Here is a 19208-nt window from a genome sequence, read left to right as displayed (position 1 = left end):
GACGCTGATATCGACGATCTGCTGCCCTTCAACTTCGCCAAAGCCGCCGCAGCCTGACCCGACGCGTCCGTCTGAAAGCGATCAGTTGTTGCAAGGGCCGTCAACGTGCGGGGAAATGAGCGCTTACGTCTGATTGGCACAACGTGGCGTTAGAGAACCTGTTCCTGCGAACAATCCGCACGCCGAGCTGGTCACCCGTGTCGGCGGTCCGTGAATTGAGAGCTGTTCAACTTTCGCTTGCCTCCCGTCCTGCATTGCCGCGACACCCCCTCAGCTGGCGCCGGAGAGTTCAATTTGGACCGCATGCTTTTTTGCCCCCACGGGCGGACCATTGCGCCAGAGATTTTTCTGTCCGTTAGGATGGAAATGGCCAAGCTCGATGAATTGATCCGGTCGTGTCCCATCAGGTGGTGTAGCTCGGCGGTTACGAAGCCGCTCGCGAGCGCGCCGTTAGTAGCGCTGTAGCGAGTGAGCGGCGTGTCGGTGGTCATCGGCAGCTGGCCGCAGGACGGGCATGGATGGAAATGCTCTCTCGTGCCCTGCGTGCTCGCTGTGTCGCCTGCCGATGATCGGCGGCCCGAGGTCTGAAAGCTGGTCATTTCGCGAAGTCGACGATCTGCAGATTTTCGTCCAGAAGGAATTCGTGAATGCTTCCGGCTTCGTCGATCACCCGGAACCAGTGCTGCTGCTGCACTGCCCTTGGATAGACCACCTTTCCGGTTACCGCTTCGACAGCGCCGAGAGCATCATACGCATCCGTATCCAGCGAAGTGACGACCTCTGCGCCATAAAGCTCGTCGACATGATAGCGCACCATGGCAGTCTACCTCTTGCCTAGCCGTTCAGCTTCACGCTCTAGCGTCTCACGACTGTTTCCGTGCTTCTTGATAAGTTCGCGAACCTCGGGGATCGTGAGGCCGAATTTGCTGGCGAAATAGCCGACCTCATATTCTTCGTCTCCGGCCACGCGGTCGCGATCTCGAATATCCCGCTTGGTCTTGTCGTCGGTCATTGCTTTTCCTCCTCGTGGTTGGAATCTCGTTATGTTCACTCTAGCTAATATAAGCCGGTGACCTAGACTCGGTTCCATGCGCAGGCGCCGGCCAAGGCCAGGGCCGGCTGGAGCCGTTGATGCCAACCCTGGTGGAGAAGCCACCAGAGGGCGCCGACTGGATTCACGAGGTCAAGTTCGACGGCTATCGATCGCAAATCGTCCGGGAGAGGGCCGGCGTGCGCATCTTCACCTGCCGCGGGCCTGGACGTCGAAGTATCGCAACCGCGCCAAGGCCGCCGGCGAGCTTGAGGCTGAAAGCGCCATCGTCGACGGCGAGATCATCGTGTTGAACAATGCCGGCCTTTCTGACTTCGGCGAATTACGCAAGGCTATCACTAGGCACCAACATGATCTGCATTTCGCTACGCTGGTGCGCTGCCACAGGCAGGCATCAGGACGCCCGAGGCGCTTCGGCCGTGTAGGACAGTGGCGCCAGTCACCGCGGCGCGGTAGCTGCTCGCCGTTCCTGCTTCATCGCCCTGCGGCGCTCGACTTCACGCCAGGCTTCATGTTCGGAACGAGCGGAGACAGTGCCGACCTCGAGATCGAACACGATGATTGTTCCTTCGTGCGTCCAGATAGCGATCATGCGCGCCCCCCGGCGCTGGATCTCAGTCGACAGAAAGATGCTCCCCGGCTAGATGGTCCCGCAAGGCGGACCCAAGGCCCCCGGAGACGTGGCCACTTGGGCATGCCGATTGGACTTCGGTCGCACGATCGATTGGACTGTGGGGGTCATCGAGCATCGCACAGGGCCAAAGGTGCCTCGAAATGGGTCAATACGTCTGGCACCGCAATTGCACTGGTAGAAGCACTGCCGGGTTAAACCAACACCCCGGCAAGTCCCCATTATTTTATCCCTGGGGGCGGCCCGCCGCTGCCGTGAATGGAGCGGCGGGTCTCAATTGCGCTTTGGGAGCGCTTCAAACTCGCGAGCGCGTAGGGAGCGGGACCATAGATAGATGATGGCCATCTGTGCAGGCTGCACCAACCCAATCGGGTCGAAGATGCTGAAGTGCCCGCAATGCGGCCATGACAACGCGCTGGCAATCTCCCAGAGGCTGCCAGACCCAATGTTTGAAGGCGTTGGGAAGCGACTTCAGTAATCACGGCGGTCGTTGGCACTTTGGGCGCCGGCACGTTCATGATCGCGACTGTCATCGTCCCACCGGTATGCGTCAGCTTTCATCTTGCCCTAGAGAGGCCAAAATCCCGTCCGGACAGGGGCCAGGTGGAACACTAAGACGCGCCGCTTCCTCCTTATTGATGATGCTGTGTTTCTTCGTTTCAGTGCGACAATTCGGGAGCAGGTTCGGGTGCCGCGGGAGGGTGCCATGCGAGAATTGCCATTCGACGTCGATGCAGATGCCGTGATTGAAGTCGGCCGATATCTGGATGGTCACGCGAAGACCACCGCAGTTTCGATATCTGAAGCGCTCCGTGTAATCAGGCGTCGCGTCAACAAATCGCGCGTCGGCGACAGCGGGTTAGAGGAATTGATTGTAGAAAGCGCCGCAGCCAGAAAGCTTGCCCTCTTGTTGGACAACCACAATTAGGGGGCGCGGGCTTGCCGGCGCATTCTGTAGCCTAAGAACACACAGGGACGCGCCAGGACGCGCGAAGCGCTTTGCTGCGGCCGGCCGAAGCGCGCGCTGGTAAGCTCGGCACGGCAACACCTAACGCGCGGGGTGATCCTGCCCCACAATGGGTCATTTGCGGCTGGCACCACAATTGCAGTGTTAGCAAAGCCGGTTGTTGGGGACCGGCAATTGGGGCGATGGGGGCCTCGCCGCTTCGCAAATGGAGCGGCGAGGTTTCTTGCGTTTCAGCCATCAACCTTCAGGCGGCTCGACAGCCGATCGGGGTGACGAGGGGCCGCCGAGCCTAACCGGCGGGGCTCAGGGGCGGCGCCGGCTGGGGCTGAATTATAGCCTCTTCATGCATAATTGCTAATTTAGTAAAATGCTCCATATTTCTTTCCCTGGCCGCCAGATTGACCGGGCCTGAGTTGAATCTGTGCGTAAACGAGTGAGCGCTGGCATAGGCCGGCTGAAATTTATCGAGCCGTTGATGCCGACCCTTGTGGAGAAGCCACCGGAAGGGGACGACTGGATTCATGAGGTCAAATTCGACGGCTACCGGTCGCAGATCATCATCGATGACGCGGACGTTCGCATCTTCACCCGCCGTGGTTTGGATTGGTCGGCAAAATATCGAGACTTGGTTGACGCAGCTAAAGAATTGAACGTCCAAAACGCCATCGTCGATGGCGAGATCATCGTCACCAATGAGGCGGGGCTGTCCGATCTCGCAGCCCTGCGGAAAGCCATCACGCAGCGCCAGCACGATCTCTATTTCGTCGCCTTCGATCTCCTGCATCTCAACGGCCACGATCTGCGTGACATGGCGCTGGAGGATCGCCGCGAGATTCTTGTCAGCATGATCTCGACTGGCGGTCGCATTCAGTTCAGCCAGGCTTTGCAGGGCGAGGCCAAGGCAATCTTCCACCTTGTCGATGAGGCTGGTCTGGAGGGCATGGTTTCAAAGCGGAAGGACAGCAAATATCGAAGCGGCCCGTCGACCAACTGGCTGAAGGCGAAATGCTACAGGATCGAAGAATACGAATTGCTCGGCGTCGAGCGCGAGGCCGGCAAGCCCGCCTTTGCCCTGATGGCCGAGCGCGGCACCGGGCGCTATGTCGGCTCCGCCTTCATCACCTTGAATCGGGAGATGCGCGAACGCCTCTGGGAGCGCGTTCAGGAGCATTCCGGGCCGGCACCGAAGGGCATGAAGCGTCCGGCGACTCAATGGGTGAAACCAGGGCTAATCGGCCGTGTGAAGCACCTGCGCGGCGAGGAGGACCTACGCCACGCCTCGCTGCAGGATTTCTGGGAGGATGATTGAAGACGACGGCCGGCCCAAGTCTGGCGCGGGGGGATGGTGATACACGCCGTCCTTCCGGTATAGTGGCACCATCACGCACCGGAGATGATGCCATGTCAAAACACTTCGTTCATGTGGCGGTGGTCGCGTTGGGGCTGTTCGTCACCAGCGCAGGCGCCGAAACCCTGAAGCTTCCTGACAATCTCACCGGCTTTAGTTCTGATGCCGGCGAAAACTACTTCGTCGAAAGCGATGCCCGGGAGGCCTATTTCCCTCTCGCAAGCAACTTTCTGACGCAGAAGACACAGTCCTATTGTGGTGTCGCCAGCATCGTCATGGTGCTGAACGCGCTCAATGTCCCGGCGCCTTCGGTTCCGGAGTTCGAGCCCTATCGCACATTCACGCAGGACAATATCCTCGATGAACGAACGGACGTCATTCTCGCCCGAGATGTCTTGGCGAAGAAAGGCATGACGCTCGATCAGATCGGTGGAATTCTCGCGACGCAGCCGGTCAAAGCAGAAGTCCGTCATGCCGCCGACAGCTCAGTCGAGGAATTCCGCAAGTTGGCCAGTTCCTATCTCAGCCAGCCGAACCATTTTGTAATCGTCAACTACCTCCGCAAGGCAATCGGACAGGAGAAAGGCGGCCATATCTCGCCGCTGGCAGCCTATGACGGGAAAGCGGACCGCTTCCTCATCCTTGATGTCGCACGGTATAAATACCCCCCTGTTTGGGTGAAGGCGTCTGAGCTTTTCGATGCCATGAACACGCAGGACTCCGACAACGAGAACAAGACCCGCGGCTTCGTCCTGGTATCGGCGGCTTCTGTTCAATAGTGACGGCCAAGGTTGAGATTTCGGGACTGACCCTTTCAAAGGGCTGGACGTTCCAATCGTTGATCGACGCGAAGATGGCGGTCACCGCGTTCTGTCATCACGCGCCATGCAATCACAGCCAACCGCTGGATTTGGTAAAACTTCGCGATTTCGGCCGGCGACCCGTGAGGGATTCGCTATGGGGCCTCGCTAGGTGTAGGATGCCCTTGTCGTCCGATCTAGTTGGCTTACGGACGCTTGAAAGAGTCGATCACGCTTTCGCCCTATTCGATGAGGCAAAATGCGATGACGAGGGCTCTGTGGGGCGTCGCCGACCCCGAACAACTGGCCGCGCTCGGAAAGCTCTTAGACGAATACGCCAAGGAGATGGGTATCTCCGGCGACCAAGAAGCGCGCGACCGTTTGGCCGAGCGCATTTGGGCACTGTTCAACGAGGGCGTTACAGGACTGGAGGAAATCAGGCGACGCTTGGATTCCAGTCGAGCCTCGCTCTAGAAGGCGTCCAGCGGCCCAGCGGCCGGGGCTGGGGGTGGCTTGGGGTTCGGCCGCCGGGCCTAACCGGCAAACGGAGAGGCAGTTTTCGCCGGCTGGCGAATTATAGGCCGCCTTTGCGTCGCTGCTAACTTGGCAAAACGGCGGTGTTCTCTTCCCCTCAAATGGATGAGCCGGAGTCAATCTCGCGTTTCTGCGGAAACCTAACGCTCGAACCGAAATTGACGGTCCATGACCACTCGCGGAAGAGAGTTCTTGGAACGGTGGCTTGCCGACAACGTGCCCGACCTCGTCGGCGCCGACGTCATCTCGACGGGCAGGGCGACCGATAAACTGTTTGCTGATGCTCAAAAGCAGGGAATTGAGGGAGCAGAAATCGTGGAAGAGACCGGCAAGGGTAGCGTCTATGAGACGATCCTAGACGCCGTGGTTCATCACCATGGCCCACGGTTGGCGGACTGACGCGGCGCGCGCCATCAGGCTCTACTGCGCTTGGAAACTGCCTGTAATAGGTCCGCTTCGTCCACGATCCCACGCCGGAAAGCGCTACGATTTCCTCAGCGAGGTCTTCCCTCTGTTCCTTGTCCTTTTGGGCTAGACGGCGCTCGCCGCACAGTTGGTCGAACACCCGCTGGAGCAAATCCAGATCAGCGGGCTCGATTACTCCGCTGTAGCGGCATTGGCCATCCCTCAAATACGGCTGATACGGGACTATCTCACATAACGAGTTTTGATGCGAAGGAACTTCAAATTTCAGGACCTCACCGGCCCCGTCGGCCTGGGTATTGGCGGCGCTATCGTTGCTGGCTATTCTGGCCGAAGCCGGCCTTTAAGTTCACCGGTCCGCACGCCGCGCGCTTCCAATCCGTTGTCATAAATCCGCGTCAGAACGCCTTCGGCAGCCTCAGCTCGCTGGGATGTGCAACTGAGGAGATCGCGTCCTCCCAACCTCGCCGGCCGGTTAGCGATGCGGTCCCAAACGCCCCACGTTCCACCGGCTTCTATGTGGCAGTAGAATCTGTGTTGGGAATGTTCCATGCAAGTAAACCTCTGCACATCGCTTTTTGCTCCGCATTGGCGCCGCAAGTGGTTAATGCCGCCAAGGACGCACTTGACGATTTCGGCAGGAGAAGATGGCCGGCGCCTGTTGGGCGGGGGGCTTTGGGGTAAGGCGCCGGCCAGTGACGGGCTCAAAAGTCCGCCGCCATGTTGAGGTAGGGTAAGGCGGTCCGTTCTCGTATGGTGTGATCGCGTAAGCTAGGGCCGGCAGCACCAGCGCCAACCGCCAGCCCGGCCATCGTCGGCGCCGACATCATCTCCGTCGCTGAATTGACCCAAAAGCTGTTTGCCGACGCCAAGGCGATCGGCATCGGCAGCATCGAGATCGAGGAAGAGACTGGGAGCGTCTATGAGATGATCCTTGACGCGATCATTCATCAAGAGGCCGGCTTGCTGGGCTGACGTATGCGGTCGCGGCCAAACCCAATCGTTAAAATTGTCTGGAACTGTCCCGCTCATCGCGCAATTATTGCCGTTAGCGGTCGATTTCTCAGGAATGTGGCCGCTCCCATTGAAAGCCCGCCGCGTGGTTCCTCCCACCGTGGCGGGTTTTTCATTTGGCGATTAGGCAAGGCCAGCGGTCCGGCGGTCGCGGGGGGGGGTGGGTTTCGGCCGCCGGGCCTAACCGGCAAACATGAGAGGGAAAGTTTGTCGGCATAACCCATTATAACGTCTTTTATAATTTAGTAAAACCAAAGAGCTGGCTCTTGCTCTCGGCTAGAGGGGCTTTTTCGTGCATTACTGGCCGTTAGGCCGTCCTCGTTCCGAGAGCCCAGACACGCACCGCTCCAGCACCTCCAATCGAAACTTGTGCCTACGCAATTGTTGGCCAAGTTCGGCGAGTTTCAACATACCGACAGAGCCGGATGTCTCCGCGATGAGTTCTCGCTCAAGTGTAGCTATGTGCTTTCTCAGTTCGAGGGCCTCGCCGAGCCGCACATCCCTGACCCAAGTTCGAGCACGCATCGTATCATCTCACCGTCGGAAACCTGTCCGATCATGGCATGCCCCGGTTAAGCTTCGACAATCCAATCGTCTCGAAATTTAGCAATCGCTAATCTGGCTGCACTGCGCGGACCTGCCCCCAATGGGTCATTTGCCGCTGGCACCACAATTGCAGGGATAGCAACGCCGGTTGTTGGGGACCGGCAATTGGGGCGATGGGGGCCTCGCCGCTTCGCAAATGGAGCGGCGAGGTTTATGATTGGCCGTCGGCAACGGCGCTTGTGCTCATGGCATAGTGGACGCCGGCTGCCGATCGGTCAGATAAACAGAGATCGACAGGCCGGCGCTCTTCCCCCGCCTTGTTTGATTTATCGGTCCGTTATAGCGACCGCGCAATTAAGCCAAAATGATAGGCCCCCACCACCGGGCGGCCGTGCCGCCATATGAAATCTGCAATGTTGGGCACTTGCCGGCGCCACCGAATTCAGGAATATACTCCTCCGTTGCGGCGAGCCCCTTCAACGGAGATCGCCTTTCCATGACCATGAAATGTCCGTTCGTCGAGAACACACTCGGCAAGAAACTGCAGATCGGCACGGGTCTGTCGGTGGATTGCCTGACTTGCCATCGACATGTTGTGCTTGACGTGCCGGCGCTAGCCCGGCGCCTGGGCGATGATTACGGCTGCATGCACTGGGATCTGATCAAGGTGCTCTATTGCCAGCCATGTCGAGATGCCGGCAGGGAGGACCGCGACCTGACGTTCACCAACCATGCCGTGACGCCGGACAAGAGGCGCTAGGCGCTCGCCTTCTACCTGCGGATGGTCAAATCGTAAGCGAGATCCTGCTATAATCCCATATGGCCGTCCGAATAGCGGTTGTCCTGGCGCTTCTTTTTGCCTTCGCCTACGGATTCGCAAAACTCGTGGAACGTAATGGCAGCGTTGGCGATCTGCCCTCCCCGTGTGAGGAATGGTCAAACCCTGATTGCCCAGACCCGAACGCGCCGCCCGCAAAGTAGCCCCATCTGTTCGGGCGTGCTTGACGATTTCAGGAGAAAGATGGCCGGCGCCCTTTGGGCAGGGGCTTTTGGGTAAGGCGCAGGCCAGGCGGGCAATCAAGTCCGCCGCCAGAAGCCTTTGCTCGACCCCGATGTTGCCGAGACTGGATAGCCATGAGGAGCGAACGAGCATGCCTTTTCAATGGAACATTTCGAATAGTTGAGTTCTTGCTTCGGATGCCGCTACCTTGGCTCCGTCGCAGGCTGGTGGGCACATCGGCCGGCCCGCGCCATCGGTCCCTCCGTGGCGCGCGCTTTTCAGGCTGACTCGTCGATCATCGGGGTGGTGCTTTTCGGCCGGTGGTATTTCTTCACCAATTCGACCGTGCCGGCGTCGACCGTGACGCGTCCAAGCACCTGCACCGTGACCCTGCCCAACTCCTCGTCGACGTGGACAACTTCACCCTCGAATCTCATCTTGTCGCCTGGTTTGGCTCTCGGATCTCCGGTCGAACAGGGATAGGTGGCCGTCGGAATGTGTAGGGTTACGCGATCCTCGATGCGCTTGCCCACCGTGGCGATGATAGCCACCTTGTCACCGATATTGATCTCCCGCGCCATGGATAGGATTCTGGGGCATTGTGGCCGGTCGTCAAGAGGATGCTAATATATGCGGGACCACACCCGAGCCCCGGCCGCGGCTGATGTGCAGGCCAATGGTCCCAAGTATCTTGGCACCTGGGATGGGCTACAAACCGACTTTGAGAAGCAAGGCGGTCAGAACGGTGTATTTCGCCTCGACAGGGGCCGCATCAAGCGGATCGGCTAGAGCGCCCCACCTCCGTAAAGGGGCCTGGTCGCGTTGGATTTCCGGTTACGCGGCTGCGGCAACGAAAGATATGGCGATCAGGTCGTCGCCCTCAATTCGGCCTTGCCTCTCTTCCATCGCCGCTACGACTTTCAGGAACGTCTTCATTTCGTGTTCGGTAACCCGCGCTTCCTCCATCCTTGCTCTTAGGGCGGCTACGCGCCTTCCCAAGGTGTGGGAATGCCCGATCTCACGGTTCGACATACTTGGCTCCTCGTTGTTCGAATTTGAAAGCCCGCCGCTCATTTGATGCGGCGGGCCTTCAGCTGAAGCGCTCATTCGTAAACTTTGATGATCTTGCGCGTGCCCGGATCCACGAGGACCGTCCGGTTGTCGATAACGACGTAGCGGTATTGCACGTCGGGAACCTCATGCAGCTCGACCGTATCGGGAAGGGCCGTGCCGATGTTGAGCTCCACGCCAGGAAGGGTCACTGAGGCCAGGGGCTGCTTCTTCACATATTCCCGGATGACCGTTTCCTGTTCCGGCTGAATGATCACGGTGTCGGCGGCGGCCGCACCAATACCGGCGAGCAGCAAAAACCCCGCAGCGGCCGCGGTGAGATGGATTCTCATAGTTTCCTCCTAGTGGTGTGAGTTGCGCCAGACGACATCGCTTTCACGCCAGAAGCTCACCCAACGCCAGCCATTTGCGAACGTTCCCTGGCAGGGCCTTCGGTCTGAATCGGTGTGGGACCTCAGTGCGATTGTCAGGCGCAATAGGCCACTGCATGGGCGGCGGCCGGAACCGCGATTGCCGGCATTCGTTGCTCGCTACCCGTTCATGGGAGGAACCTGCCGAGCAAAGGTCCACCATCGGCGGTCAACTGAGTGCCGGTCACGTCTGAGCCCCCTCGACATGGCGGGCACCCAATTTCGCGTGCCAGCAGCGGCAAGCGGCAATAGCGAGGCGAACCGTGACCTTTGTCCAGAACAGACCGAGCGCAGATGACGTCGCAAGCCGAGCCGCAAACGACAATCATGCTCCCAGAAGATTTTTCGGTGCTTGATCTGATTCCGAGTGAGGACGACGACAAGGTGGATGAAACTGTCAGGCGAACAGAGCGCCTGGCAATTGCCCTGGTTATCGGAATGGCTATTTGGTTGATCGTTGCACCGATGGTCTACGTTACCCTGAGGCACGCGATCTAAGCCGGCATGATGAGTCGTCTTGACGAACCCTGCAGGGAGATGCGTCGCAAATCCACTTCACCGCAGAGGTGCTATACACGGCCAATCAGCCCCGGCTTGACCCGCTTGCATCGCCGGTCGCTTCATGCGCTTCGGCGCTGGTCGCTCCGGCGTCATGGTGAACGATCGCGTCCAGGATCGTCTCATAGACGCTCCCGGTGTCTTCCTCGATCTCGGTGCTGCCAATGCCAAGGGATGGGGCGTCCGCGAAAAGCTTTTGAGCCAGCTCGGCGACCGAGATCATGTCGGCTCCGGCCGTTTCAGGGACATTGTTCGAAATCCACTTGTGCAGGAAGTTAACGCCGCGGGTGCTCAACTCGCCATAAGCCGGCGGCCAGCATTAGGTTCCGCCAATGCCCAAAGGTCAGGCCTGGCCTACTTGAGCAACTAATTGTTCGATCGAGCGTTTCGCCGTTCATTGAAAAATGGGCGACAGGCTATGGGTAAATTTCTTCCGGTCGAAGTTGTTTTCTTACGCGGGCGATCAATGATCGTTTCATCGATCATCGAAGCAGAGGAGGCGCTGCAAGGGTGTTGGCCGGATAAGCGCTCGGCCAGCTATCGACACGCTGCACGTCTTGTTGCAGCTGCTAAGGATGGGATGTGTCGGCCGACCGTGGCGTTTGAGGCCTTCAGGATTGCTGCACTCAAGCAAGGCCTGGTCAAGAACGGAAAGCCAAGCGACGCTCTCATCACGCTCGACCATCTAGCCGGCTACGAGTCTCCTCCATCGTTCGAGCAGCCCCAGCGGGCGATGACCGATCCTCTTAATAGCAACCGCAACCTCTCTTCAGCTCTGACGCGGGCAAGACCCTTTGACCTTGTCGGAATCGTGAGCAGTCGGCGGAGGGCGAAAGCAGGGTTTTCTTTCGCCGGCCACAGGAACTTGTCCTCAATACGCGAGTTGAGCCGAACCTCCGCTAACCAAGGAAAAAAAATCATGGCGACAACCAAGGCATCAACGAAGGGTCTGAACGACCTGTTTCACGGCACGCTGAAGGACATCTATTTTGCCGAGAAGAAGATTCTGGCGACACTGCCGAAGATGGCGAAGGCAGCGCAGAACCCCAATCTGAAAGCAGCCTTCGAAAAACACCACGGCCAGACAAAGGAGCATGTTACCCGGTTGGAAGAAGTTTTCGAAGTTATCGGCAAGAAGCCGGCTGGCAAGACCTGTGCTGCTATCATGGGCATCACCAAGGAAGGCAACGAAATCATCGAAGAGTATAAGGGAGCGGCTGCTCTCGACGCCGGCTTGCTTGCCGCTGCACAAGCCGTCGAGCACTACGAGATTTCGCGCTACGGCACGTTGCGGACCTGGGCTTGCGAGCTCGGCCTGACCGAGGCAGTGAACCTTCTCGACCTCACCCTGGCCGAAGAAAAGGAAACAGATGCAGCGCTGACCGAGCTCGCAGAGTCGGCCGTCAACGTCGCTGCCGAAGCCGCATAAGCGCGAGCAGCGCCGTGCCCAAGCACGGCACTTTCCTAGAGCCGCGAGAATCGAGCATCGCGGCTTAGATTCCCCTCCGAGATAAATTCCCCATGGAAAAGACATTCAACCGACTGGCGGGCGCCGTCGCTCGCGCCACCGGCAGGCCTTGGGCCTTTGCGCTTTGCTTGACAGCGGTGCTGATCTGGGCCGCTGCGGGCCCGATGTTCCACTATTCCGAGACCTGGCAGCTGGTTATCAATACCGGGACGACGATCATAACATTCCTGATGGTCTTCCTCATCCAGAATACCCAGAACCGGGACGGCGCCGCCATCCAGGCCAAACTCGACGAACTGATCCGCTCCGGCCGTGGCAAGAACGACTTCATTGGCATCGAGCACCTGACCGAGGCTGAGGTCGAGCAATTCCGCTCGCTCTGCGCTCAGGCCAAAATAGGGAAGACGATGGCCACCTAGGCGGGAGGCTTGCTTTCGGGCTCTTCCGACGCCCGATTGTCGATGTGCTTCCGATCGGCGTTGGTGTCTTCGGGCGGGCCGGAGCGCTTTTCGAGCCTCAAAGCGGACGGTGCTATTTGTGATGGCGGCGCACGCAGTAGCTCTCATCCCCGAAGCGTGATCACCGGCGGCCCTGCTTGGATTTATTAGCTCGGCTGCGGGAACAAAGCCCTCCGGTGCTTGTTAGGCTCACAGCACAAATGTGTGCCCAACAAGGACCCTCTCCATGAAAACCCACCTATTTGTGGCCTCCCTGGCCACGGCTACAGCCATGACCTTTGCACTGCCCGCCTTCGCCGCCGACAGTGCGCAAGACTTTGTCGACAAGGCCGCCGTCGGGGGCATGTTCGAAGTGGATTCGAGCAAGATCGCCGAGGGCAAAGCCCAGGATCAAAGCGTCAAGGATTTCGCGCAGAAGATGATCGACGATCATGGCGCGGCCAACGCCAAGCTCGAGACGATCGCCGGCGAACAGAAGCTGAAGGTGCCCACGGAGCTGGATGCCAAGCACAAGGCCGATCTTGACACCCTTCAAAACAGCAAGGACCCGGTCGACGGATCCTATGTCCAGATACAGCGCGAAGCGCATTCCGATGCGGTCAAGTTGTTCGAAAGCTACGCCAAGGACGGTGACAACGCGCAGCTGAAGACGTTCGCCCAGGAGACCGTCCCGACGCTCAAGATGCACCAGGAAATGATCGAGAAGATCGCGACGACTATGAGCACCCAGACGTCAGCGACGAAGTCTGAGACGCCGACTGTCACGGTTGGTGACGCACCCGATCCGACGCCTCCGCTCTCCGGCGCAAACAGCTTCACCGAGGACCAGGCCAAAAGCCGCATTCAGGATGCCGGCTTCTCGGAAGTGTCGAAACTGACCAAGGACGACCAGGGCATCTGGCGCGGTGAGGCGAACAAGGATGGCAAGAACACCACCGTGGCGCTGGACTACAAGGGCAACGTCGTTGCCGGCACCAACTGAACAGAGATCGAGGAGATCAAAAACATGAAAACTGTAACCGGACTATTCGACAGTTACGATGACGCCTCCGATGCAGTCGGCGAGCTGGAAGCCAGCGGCGTTCCGCATTCCGATATCAGCATCGTCGCCAGCAACTCGACCGATTGGTATGACAATGACAGCTCCACGGCCGCTGACGATGCAGCCGGCGGCGCCGGTCTCGGTGCGGTGGTCGGCGGTGCCGGCGGGCTTTTGACCGGGCTCGGTATCATGGCCATTCCGGGCGTTGGTCCGGTTGTGGCCGCAGGTTGGCTAGCCGCCACCGCCGTCGGAGCCCTGGGCGGCGCGGTCGTGGGCGGGGCTGCTGGCGGGATTGTCGGGGCACTCACGGATTCCGGCGTCTCGGAACAAGATGCCCATGTCTACGCAGAGGGCGTGCGCCGCGGTGGGACCTTGGTGACGGCCAAGGTCGACGACGCGCTTGCTCGCGATGCCGAGCGGATCCTCCGGCACACCAAGTCGGTAAACTTGGAAGACCGCCGCAGTGCCTACGAAGCCGGCGGCTGGACAGGATTCGACGCCGATGCCGACAACTACACCAAAGGTGAGATCGATCGCGACAGAGCGCGCAACGCCAGTCGCCTCTAATCGGGGAGCCCCGCCGCTCATAGGCGGCGGGGCTCCGTGGCGTCTGGCGGCCATCATGAATGCGTGCATCCCCCAACCGCTCTAGGAACAACTCATGGCCAAGTCTCCAAGCCGCGTCAGCGATCAAGCTGTCATCCACGATCAGAAACTGGTTCGAGGCGAAGGGGGCGAGTTGCACCAAATTGCGCATGGCTCCGTTCCACCGCTCACAACAGCCCAAGGCGGGCCAGTCTCGGATGATCAGAACTCACTGAAGATCGGTTCGCGCGGGCCGACGGTCCTTGAAGACTTTCATTTCCGCGAGAAGATTTTCCACTTCGACCATGAGCGGATCCCCGAGCGCGTCGTGCATGCACGCGGCTACGGCGCGCATGGTTATTTCGAGACCTACGAGTCGCTCGCCGAATACACTCGCGCCGATATCTTCCAGCGCGCCGGCGAGAAGACGCCGGCCTTCGTGCGGTTTTCGACGGTCGCCGGCAGCAAAGGCTCTGTCGACTTGGCCCGCGACGTGCGCGGCTTCGCGGTCAAGCTCTACACACAGGAAGGCAACTGGGACATCGTCGGCAACAACATTCCCGTGTTCTTCATCCAGGATGCGATCAAGTTCCCGGACATGGTTCACGCCGTGAAGGAGGAGCCCGATCGCGCTTTCCCTCAAGCTCAATCGGCGCATGACAATTTCTGGGATTTCATTTCGCTTACGCCCGAGTCCATGCACATGATCATGTGGGTGATGTCGGACCGGGCAATCCCGCGCTCTTTCCGCTTCATGGAGGGTTTCGGCGTCCACACCTTCCGGATGGTCAATGCTAAGGACGAATCCACCTTCGTGAAATTCCACTGGAAGCCGAAGCTTGGACTTCAATCCGTGGCCTGGAACGAAGCGGTCAAGATCAACGGTGCCGACCCCGACTTCCATCGGCGCGATCTCTGGGAGTCGATCCAGGCCGGCAATTTTCCGGAGTGGGAGCTGCAGGTGCAATTGTTCGATCAGGACTTTGCCGACAGCTTTGACTTCGACGTGCTCGACGCCACCAAGCTGATCCCGGAGGAAATCCTCTCGCCGATCCCGGTTGGTCGCCTGGTCCTCGACCGCATGCCCGACAATTTCTTCGCCGAGACCGAACAGGTCGCGTTCATGACCCAAAACGTTCCGCCCGGCATCGACTTCTCCAACGATCCGCTGCTGCAGGGACGGAATTTTTCCTACCTCGACACCCAGCTGAAGCGGCTGGGCGGACCCAACTTCACGCATATCCCGATCAACGCGCCGAAGTGCCCGTTCCACCATTTCCAGCAGGATGGCCATATGGCCATGCGCAATCCAGTCGGAAGGGTGAACTACCAGCCGAATTCATTCGGCGAAGGCCCAAGGGAGTCGCCGCAGCGCGGCTTCCGCTCGTTTGCAGAAACCGAACAGGGGCCAAAACAGCGCATCCGTGCCGAGAGCTTCGCCGATCATTACAGCCAGGCACGGCATTTCTACATCAGCCAGACGCCGCCGGAGCAAGGCCACATCGCGGCCGCGCTGATCTTCGAACTCAGCAAGGTGCAGACAGCGGCCATCCGCGAGCGGATGGTGTCCCACCTCATCAACATCGACGAAGGCCTGGCAAAAAAGGTCGGCGACGGGCTTGGCCTGAAGGCGATGCCGAAGCCCGCCGAAGCGGCCATTGCCACGCGGCAGGATCTTGCGGCGGCACCCTCGCTCAGCATCCTGGCTAACGGCCCCGATCGGTTCGAGGGGCGCAAGCTCGGCATCCTCGTTTCCGACGGCACCGATGCGGCGCTGCTCAAGGCGCTGACCGGTGCAGTGGCCAAGGCCGGTGCCAGTTTCGAGATCATCGCCCCGAAGGTTGGCGGCGCAAAGGCCAGCGACGGCAGCCTGATCGAGGCGCAGCAGATGATCGGCGGCGGCCCCTCCGTCCTCTACGACGCAGTCGCATTGCTGCCCTCGCAGGCGGCGATGGCAGACCTGATCAAGGAAGCGACGGCTCGCGATTTCGTGGCTGACGCTTTCGCGCACTGCAAGTTCATCGGCTACGTCGATACCGCGATGCCGTTGCTGGAAAAGGCAGGCATTGTGGACACTCTCGACGAGGGATGCGTTGCGCTCTCTGGACCCAAGGATGTTGCCAATTTCCTGAAGGTCCTTGGCGCGCTGCGTCTATGGGCGCGCGAGCCCAAGGTGAAGATGTCGTAGCCAGTGCAGCGGCCTTCAGCGGCGGAACCGCGCGCATTTGCGCCCGTCCAGAGTGGGAGCAGGCAATGACGAAGGAGTTCGAAATGGACGATGACACCGTGCAAAATCAATGCCGCCAGCCGCAGGAGCAATCTGGCGACAAACCCCGTCAGCATAGGGTTGAGGGCAAAGCCTTGCGGGTAAACGAAAACAGCGTCGAAGACCGCGACCCTTCCGCTTTGCCGGCGTCGCCGGACCAGCGCTCCGGCGACCTGCTCAAACCGCACAAGGTTGAGGGCAAGGCTCTGCGGGTGAACAAAAACAGCGTGGACGACCAGGAACCCGCCCGCTCACCAGTGCCCCCACACAGGGAATGATCGCGTGGGTCGTCGCTGCCGTTCTTCACGACAGCGACGACGCTAGCGCATCAACCCTGCTGCTCGCAATGCGTCCTCGATGACCTTGGTAATGCCCGCAGCCGAACCACGCGCGTTGAGAGGCTGCGGTTCCGGGGTGGGATCGATATGAACCGCCCGCGGTTTTTCCGCCTGCGTAAAAGTCTGCAACGCGGCGCCCGAAGCGGGCTCGGTTTTTCCGGGGCGCCGCACGCTTGGCTTCGCGAGACCCCAGAAGCGGGCGACATGGCGTGTCGAGGAAATCCCCACGTCCAGCATGAATGGCCCTGCCCTGCCGAGGCCATCGTCGCCGGTCGTGTTGAGCGGCGTGCCATGGCCCATGCCGGCAATTGTATATTTCTCGATCAGTTCCCGGCCACTGGTGTCGCACCAGACCTGCCGTGCTTGACCATCGACTTCTTCCGTGCGTGTCGGGGCCTTGCCGACGCCATGCACGCCTTGCCATTGCGAGAGGATCGCGTCGGCATTCGAGGGCACAACGGTGTTGTCGGCCGAACCCTGCCAGACCGAAATTCTCGGCCAGGGACCGTTGTGTGGAGAGGCCTCGTTCAAGAGCCGCTGGAGTTCGGCTTTGGATGGGCCACCATGGCCCCGCATACGGTCGAAGGCTTCGGGAATAGTCGAGGCGCTGCCGTAGGCAAGCCCTGCAATGATCGCCCCGCCGGCGAACACCTCCGGGTAAGCCGCCAGCATCACTGTCGCCATGGCGCCACCTGCGGAAAGACCGGTGATGAAAATACGCTTGCGATCAAGACCATGCGCGACGACCGCCGCCTCAATCATCTGTCGAATGGAACACGCCTCGCCGTTGTCGCGCCGGATATCCCCAGGCACGAACCAGTTGAAGCAAAGGTTTGCATTGTTGGCGCGTTGCTGCTCGGGGAAGACCAATGCGAAATCAAGCTCATCAGCGAGTTGCGACCAGCCTGAGTGAAAGTTGTAAGCATTCGCGTTCTGGGTGCAGCCATGCAGCACGACAACAAGAGGTGCGCCCTTTGGCAGGTTTTTCGGACGATAATATTTTGACTTCAAAGCCCCCGGATTTGAGCCGAAACCCATTAGAGGAAGGAGATGGTCTGGCGCGCCGTGCTCGATGGTTTCAGTGAAGCGTTGTGCTCTCAGCGCGGCAAGCCGCGCTATCGTGTCGGAGATTTTTCGCAAAGGGAGCGTCCTCGTTGTGACGCCCGAAATTGGACGGCAACAGGTGCAACGCGATTGCCACATTATCGTTGCTGCACTGCACAAAAATTGAAACGGAGGGCCACAAACCAGGCGAGCCGCATCCAGCTCGATTTCCGGTAAGCAAAAGCCCGTCCTGTGGAGTGAGGAACGGGCTTTCTGGCTTCGCCCAAGCAGGGAGCTACCATCAACCATCCTTCGGCGTCGACCGAGGTTCTGCGAACGTCAGCCGGCGCGAAAGATGGCTTCCTCTTCGTCGCGCTGCCTGCCTCCAAGTAGTGCAGCAACGCTCGAGATGAAAGCGCCAATCACCATAGACAATGCCCCGACTAGCGCGAAGCTAGCGGTAGCCTTCCTGGCTGTGTCTGCCGCCTGCATTGCCTTGGCCTTGGCCTCGTCAACCTTCGCGATCACCGCATCGACGCAAGCCTTCGCATCGGCTTCCGACAGGCCCGTGCGGGCGGCGACCAGTTGCGACAGATAGGTCTTGTCCTCAGCCGAAACCTCGCCATTTGCGGCGCCGGAAAGCAGGATGCGTGTAGCCTGTTCCGACGCGGTATTATCGTTTTGCCCGTTGGCCGGCGCCGCGGCGGGGTTAGCGGGCCGGAACAATGAATCCACGAAATAGCCAGTCCAGCCATCGGTCGACGGGGCACCCGTCGTGGCTGCATTGGTAGCTGCTGTCGTTGCCCCCAAGGCGGCGCCGGAGGCCACATTGGAGACGGCTTGCACACCTGAGCCCAACGTCGATGACAGAGCCGAAGCAAAGACGCCTGCGACGAGCAATGTCGCCAGAGCCCAGGCAAGGAAGCCATGCGCGGTGTCGCGGAAATAGACCTCGTCGGTGTGGACTCCGACCCATTTCGTGCGGAGACGGCCCGCAAGATATCCGCCAACTCCGGAAGACAGCCATTGCACGACAATCAGCCAGACGGCGGTGGAAGCCGCAAACGTCGTGAGCGAGGCCCCCGATCCAGTCCATGGCGAGACCATCGCCAGTCCGAGCCCCGAGCCAAGTAGCATTAGGATGACCGTCAGCGTCGAGGCGGCAAACGCGCCAGCAACGATCGGCCCCCAACTTACGGCGGTGGAGGACGATTCACCGTCCTCGGCGATTTCGATCGACGATATGGCAGACTGCATATCCGCCCCCCTTACCGCGCGAACAGCATGATCAAAATGATGATCGGAATTGGGATTCCGAGCAACCAAAGCAAGATACCGCGTCCCATAGAAACCTCCCGATAAAGTGTTAAGACCAAACAACAATCCTCGGAAAGGGCTTTCGTTCCGCACACCCTCCTGCGCACATCGGGATTTGGACACGGGGGCTGAAAGTTGGAGTAGTTCTCACTTCAACGCGACGAACTGCTGGTTGCTGTCACGACCCCAGAAATAACAATCTGAGCAATTAGCTCATTCGGTTTCCCACGCTTCAGCAGCGTGGGTTTCATGTAGCGCTTCTTCACGTCTACGTTCCTTGAAACCGTGGATTTGGCGCGGCCTCACTGGTCAAGAGGCGACCGACCGAGAGCTTGGC

23 protein-coding genes and 1 pseudogene are annotated in these 19208 nt (G+C 59.7%); 15 read left to right on the top strand and 9 right to left on the bottom strand.

All coding sequences use genetic code 11. The features are described from left to right. Positions 1–595 precede the first annotated feature (595 nt). The 3 genes from D3227_RS33925 to D3227_RS41965 form a co-directional block, all read right to left on the bottom strand. Positions 596–817, bottom strand: a complete 222-nt coding sequence (locus D3227_RS33925) for a hypothetical protein (protein ID WP_120018505.1) — start codon at positions 815–817, stop codon at positions 596–598. 6 nt (positions 818–823) lie between these two features. Further along, a complete protein-coding gene (locus tag D3227_RS33920) occupies positions 824–1012 on the bottom strand; it encodes a DUF3606 domain-containing protein (protein ID WP_120018504.1) in 189 nt (62 codons plus the stop codon). Between the two features lie 478 nt (positions 1013–1490). Next, positions 1491–1643: a hypothetical protein gene (locus tag D3227_RS41965; RefSeq protein WP_167480972.1), complete on the bottom strand. Its 153-nt coding sequence runs from the start codon at positions 1641–1643 to the stop codon at positions 1491–1493. A 745-nt stretch (positions 1644–2388) separates the two neighbouring features. Here D3227_RS41965 and D3227_RS33910 point away from each other — a divergent pair. From D3227_RS33910 to D3227_RS33870, 7 genes are all read left to right on the top strand, one after another. Beyond that, the gene (locus D3227_RS33910) at positions 2389–2610 is read left to right on the top strand and encodes a hypothetical protein (RefSeq protein WP_120018503.1); all 222 of its coding nucleotides are present in this window, start codon (positions 2389–2391) and stop codon (positions 2608–2610) included. A 514-nt stretch (positions 2611–3124) separates the two neighbouring features. After that, positions 3125–3958 carry an ATP-dependent DNA ligase gene (locus tag D3227_RS33905; protein WP_120018511.1) on the top strand — a complete coding sequence of 278 codons (834 nt, stop codon included), beginning with the start codon at positions 3125–3127 and terminating at the stop codon, positions 3956–3958. A 92-nt stretch (positions 3959–4050) separates the two neighbouring features. After that, entirely contained in the window at positions 4051–4776 is a 726-nt protein-coding gene (locus D3227_RS33900; RefSeq protein WP_120018502.1) for a phytochelatin synthase family protein, read from the top strand. A gap of 285 nt (positions 4777–5061) precedes the next feature. Beyond that, complete coding sequence (locus tag D3227_RS41960) at positions 5062–5271, top strand: hypothetical protein (protein ID WP_167480971.1); 210 nt, start codon at positions 5062–5064, stop codon at positions 5269–5271. 252 nt (positions 5272–5523) lie between these two features. Further along, complete coding sequence (locus D3227_RS33890; protein WP_245452015.1) at positions 5524–5730, top strand: DUF768 domain-containing protein; 207 nt, start codon at positions 5524–5526, stop codon at positions 5728–5730. A gap of 867 nt (positions 5731–6597) precedes the next feature. Continuing rightward, entirely contained in the window at positions 6598–6729 is a 132-nt protein-coding gene (locus D3227_RS33880) for a DUF768 domain-containing protein (RefSeq protein ID WP_425374583.1), read from the top strand. Between the two features lie 1081 nt (positions 6730–7810). Next, on the top strand, positions 7811–8074 hold the full coding sequence (locus D3227_RS33870) for a hypothetical protein (RefSeq protein WP_147377758.1): 264 nt from the start codon (positions 7811–7813) through the stop codon (positions 8072–8074). Positions 8075–8592: 518 nt separating this feature from the next. Here D3227_RS33870 and D3227_RS33865 read toward each other — a convergent pair. The 3 genes from D3227_RS33865 to D3227_RS33855 all read right to left on the bottom strand — a co-directional run bounded on the left by D3227_RS33865 (position 8593) and on the right by D3227_RS33855 (position 9717). After that, positions 8593–8895: a hypothetical protein gene (locus D3227_RS33865; RefSeq protein WP_120018496.1), complete on the bottom strand. Its 303-nt coding sequence runs from the start codon at positions 8893–8895 to the stop codon at positions 8593–8595. Positions 8896–9148: 253 nt separating this feature from the next. After that, positions 9149–9346, bottom strand: a complete 198-nt coding sequence (locus D3227_RS33860; RefSeq protein WP_120018495.1) for a hypothetical protein — start codon at positions 9344–9346, stop codon at positions 9149–9151. Between the two features lie 71 nt (positions 9347–9417). After that, complete coding sequence (locus D3227_RS33855) at positions 9418–9717, bottom strand: DUF1236 domain-containing protein (protein WP_120018494.1); 300 nt, start codon at positions 9715–9717, stop codon at positions 9418–9420. A 372-nt stretch (positions 9718–10089) separates the two neighbouring features. Here D3227_RS33855 and D3227_RS33850 point away from each other — a divergent pair, with 372 nt between their 5' ends. Beyond that, on the top strand, positions 10090–10293 hold the full coding sequence (locus D3227_RS33850; RefSeq protein WP_120018493.1) for a hypothetical protein: 204 nt from the start codon (positions 10090–10092) through the stop codon (positions 10291–10293). Positions 10294–10378: 85 nt separating this feature from the next. Here D3227_RS33850 and D3227_RS33845 read toward each other — a convergent pair whose 3' ends face one another. Next, on the bottom strand, positions 10379–10648 hold the full coding sequence (locus D3227_RS33845) for a DUF768 domain-containing protein (protein ID WP_120018492.1): 270 nt from the start codon (positions 10646–10648) through the stop codon (positions 10379–10381). Positions 10649–10771: 123 nt separating this feature from the next. Here D3227_RS33845 and D3227_RS43930 point away from each other — a divergent pair. From D3227_RS43930 to D3227_RS43245, 7 genes and pseudogenes are all read left to right on the top strand, one after another. Continuing rightward, positions 10772–10981: pseudogene (locus tag D3227_RS43930) on the top strand (DUF982 domain-containing protein); the annotation flags it as partial. 291 nt (positions 10982–11272) lie between these two features. Continuing rightward, positions 11273–11782 carry a YciE/YciF ferroxidase family protein gene (locus D3227_RS43250; RefSeq protein ID WP_167480974.1) on the top strand — a complete coding sequence of 170 codons (510 nt, stop codon included), beginning with the start codon at positions 11273–11275 and terminating at the stop codon, positions 11780–11782. Positions 11783–11874: 92 nt separating this feature from the next. Beyond that, positions 11875–12240 carry a low affinity iron permease family protein gene (locus D3227_RS33835; protein ID WP_120018490.1) on the top strand — a complete coding sequence of 122 codons (366 nt, stop codon included), beginning with the start codon at positions 11875–11877 and terminating at the stop codon, positions 12238–12240. Positions 12241–12505: 265 nt separating this feature from the next. Then, a complete protein-coding gene (locus tag D3227_RS33830; RefSeq protein ID WP_120018489.1) occupies positions 12506–13261 on the top strand; it encodes a DUF4142 domain-containing protein in 756 nt (251 codons plus the stop codon). Positions 13262–13285: 24 nt separating this feature from the next. After that, on the top strand, positions 13286–13888 hold the full coding sequence (locus D3227_RS33825; RefSeq protein ID WP_120018488.1) for a hypothetical protein: 603 nt from the start codon (positions 13286–13288) through the stop codon (positions 13886–13888). 94 nt (positions 13889–13982) lie between these two features. Then, the gene (katE, locus tag D3227_RS33820; protein WP_120018487.1) at positions 13983–16094 is read left to right on the top strand and encodes a catalase; all 2112 of its coding nucleotides are present in this window, start codon (positions 13983–13985) and stop codon (positions 16092–16094) included. Positions 16095–16159: 65 nt separating this feature from the next. Beyond that, entirely contained in the window at positions 16160–16450 is a 291-nt protein-coding gene (locus D3227_RS43245; RefSeq protein WP_245452014.1) for a hypothetical protein, read from the top strand. Positions 16451–16492: 42 nt separating this feature from the next. Here D3227_RS43245 and D3227_RS33810 read toward each other — a convergent pair whose 3' ends face one another. Continuing rightward, the gene (locus D3227_RS33810; RefSeq protein ID WP_167480973.1) at positions 16493–17650 is read right to left on the bottom strand and encodes an extracellular catalytic domain type 1 short-chain-length polyhydroxyalkanoate depolymerase; all 1158 of its coding nucleotides are present in this window, start codon (positions 17648–17650) and stop codon (positions 16493–16495) included. Positions 17651–17893: 243 nt separating this feature from the next. Further along, positions 17894–18811, bottom strand: a complete 918-nt coding sequence (locus tag D3227_RS33805; RefSeq protein WP_120018485.1) for a hypothetical protein — start codon at positions 18809–18811, stop codon at positions 17894–17896. Positions 18812–19208: the final 397 nt, after the last annotated feature.

The organism is Mesorhizobium waimense (assembly GCF_003601975.1).
GTDB classification, from domain to species: domain Bacteria; phylum Pseudomonadota; class Alphaproteobacteria; order Rhizobiales; family Rhizobiaceae; genus Mesorhizobium; species Mesorhizobium waimense.
This window is presented reverse-complemented; position numbering and strand designations above follow the sequence as displayed.

Coding starts and splice junctions, on each gene's coding strand:
- D3227_RS33925 (WP_120018505.1), bottom strand. CDS start 817: ATGGTGCGCTATCATGTCGACGAGCTTTATGGCGCAGAGGTCGTCACT.
- D3227_RS33920 (WP_120018504.1), bottom strand. CDS start 1,012: ATGACCGACGACAAGACCAAGCGGGATATTCGAGATCGCGACCGCGTG.
- D3227_RS41965 (WP_167480972.1), bottom strand. CDS start 1,643: ATGATCGCTATCTGGACGCACGAAGGAACAATCATCGTGTTCGATCTC.
- D3227_RS33910 (WP_120018503.1), top strand. CDS start 2,389: ATGCGAGAATTGCCATTCGACGTCGATGCAGATGCCGTGATTGAAGTC.
- D3227_RS33905 (WP_120018511.1), top strand. CDS start 3,125: ATGCCGACCCTTGTGGAGAAGCCACCGGAAGGGGACGACTGGATTCAT.
- D3227_RS33900 (WP_120018502.1), top strand. CDS start 4,051: ATGTCAAAACACTTCGTTCATGTGGCGGTGGTCGCGTTGGGGCTGTTC.
- D3227_RS41960 (WP_167480971.1), top strand. CDS start 5,062: ATGACGAGGGCTCTGTGGGGCGTCGCCGACCCCGAACAACTGGCCGCG.
- D3227_RS33870 (WP_147377758.1), top strand. CDS start 7,811: ATGACCATGAAATGTCCGTTCGTCGAGAACACACTCGGCAAGAAACTG.
- D3227_RS33865 (WP_120018496.1), bottom strand. CDS start 8,895: ATGGCGCGGGAGATCAATATCGGTGACAAGGTGGCTATCATCGCCACG.
- D3227_RS33860 (WP_120018495.1), bottom strand. CDS start 9,346: ATGTCGAACCGTGAGATCGGGCATTCCCACACCTTGGGAAGGCGCGTA.
- D3227_RS33855 (WP_120018494.1), bottom strand. CDS start 9,717: ATGAGAATCCATCTCACCGCGGCCGCTGCGGGGTTTTTGCTGCTCGCC.
- D3227_RS33850 (WP_120018493.1), top strand. CDS start 10,090: ATGACGTCGCAAGCCGAGCCGCAAACGACAATCATGCTCCCAGAAGAT.
- D3227_RS43250 (WP_167480974.1), top strand. CDS start 11,273: ATGGCGACAACCAAGGCATCAACGAAGGGTCTGAACGACCTGTTTCAC.
- D3227_RS33835 (WP_120018490.1), top strand. CDS start 11,875: ATGGAAAAGACATTCAACCGACTGGCGGGCGCCGTCGCTCGCGCCACC.
- D3227_RS33830 (WP_120018489.1), top strand. CDS start 12,506: ATGAAAACCCACCTATTTGTGGCCTCCCTGGCCACGGCTACAGCCATG.
- D3227_RS33825 (WP_120018488.1), top strand. CDS start 13,286: ATGAAAACTGTAACCGGACTATTCGACAGTTACGATGACGCCTCCGAT.
- katE (WP_120018487.1), top strand. CDS start 13,983: ATGGCCAAGTCTCCAAGCCGCGTCAGCGATCAAGCTGTCATCCACGAT.
- D3227_RS43245 (WP_245452014.1), top strand. CDS start 16,160: ATGACGAAGGAGTTCGAAATGGACGATGACACCGTGCAAAATCAATGC.
- D3227_RS33805 (WP_120018485.1), bottom strand. CDS start 18,811: ATGCAGTCTGCCATATCGTCGATCGAAATCGCCGAGGACGGTGAATCG.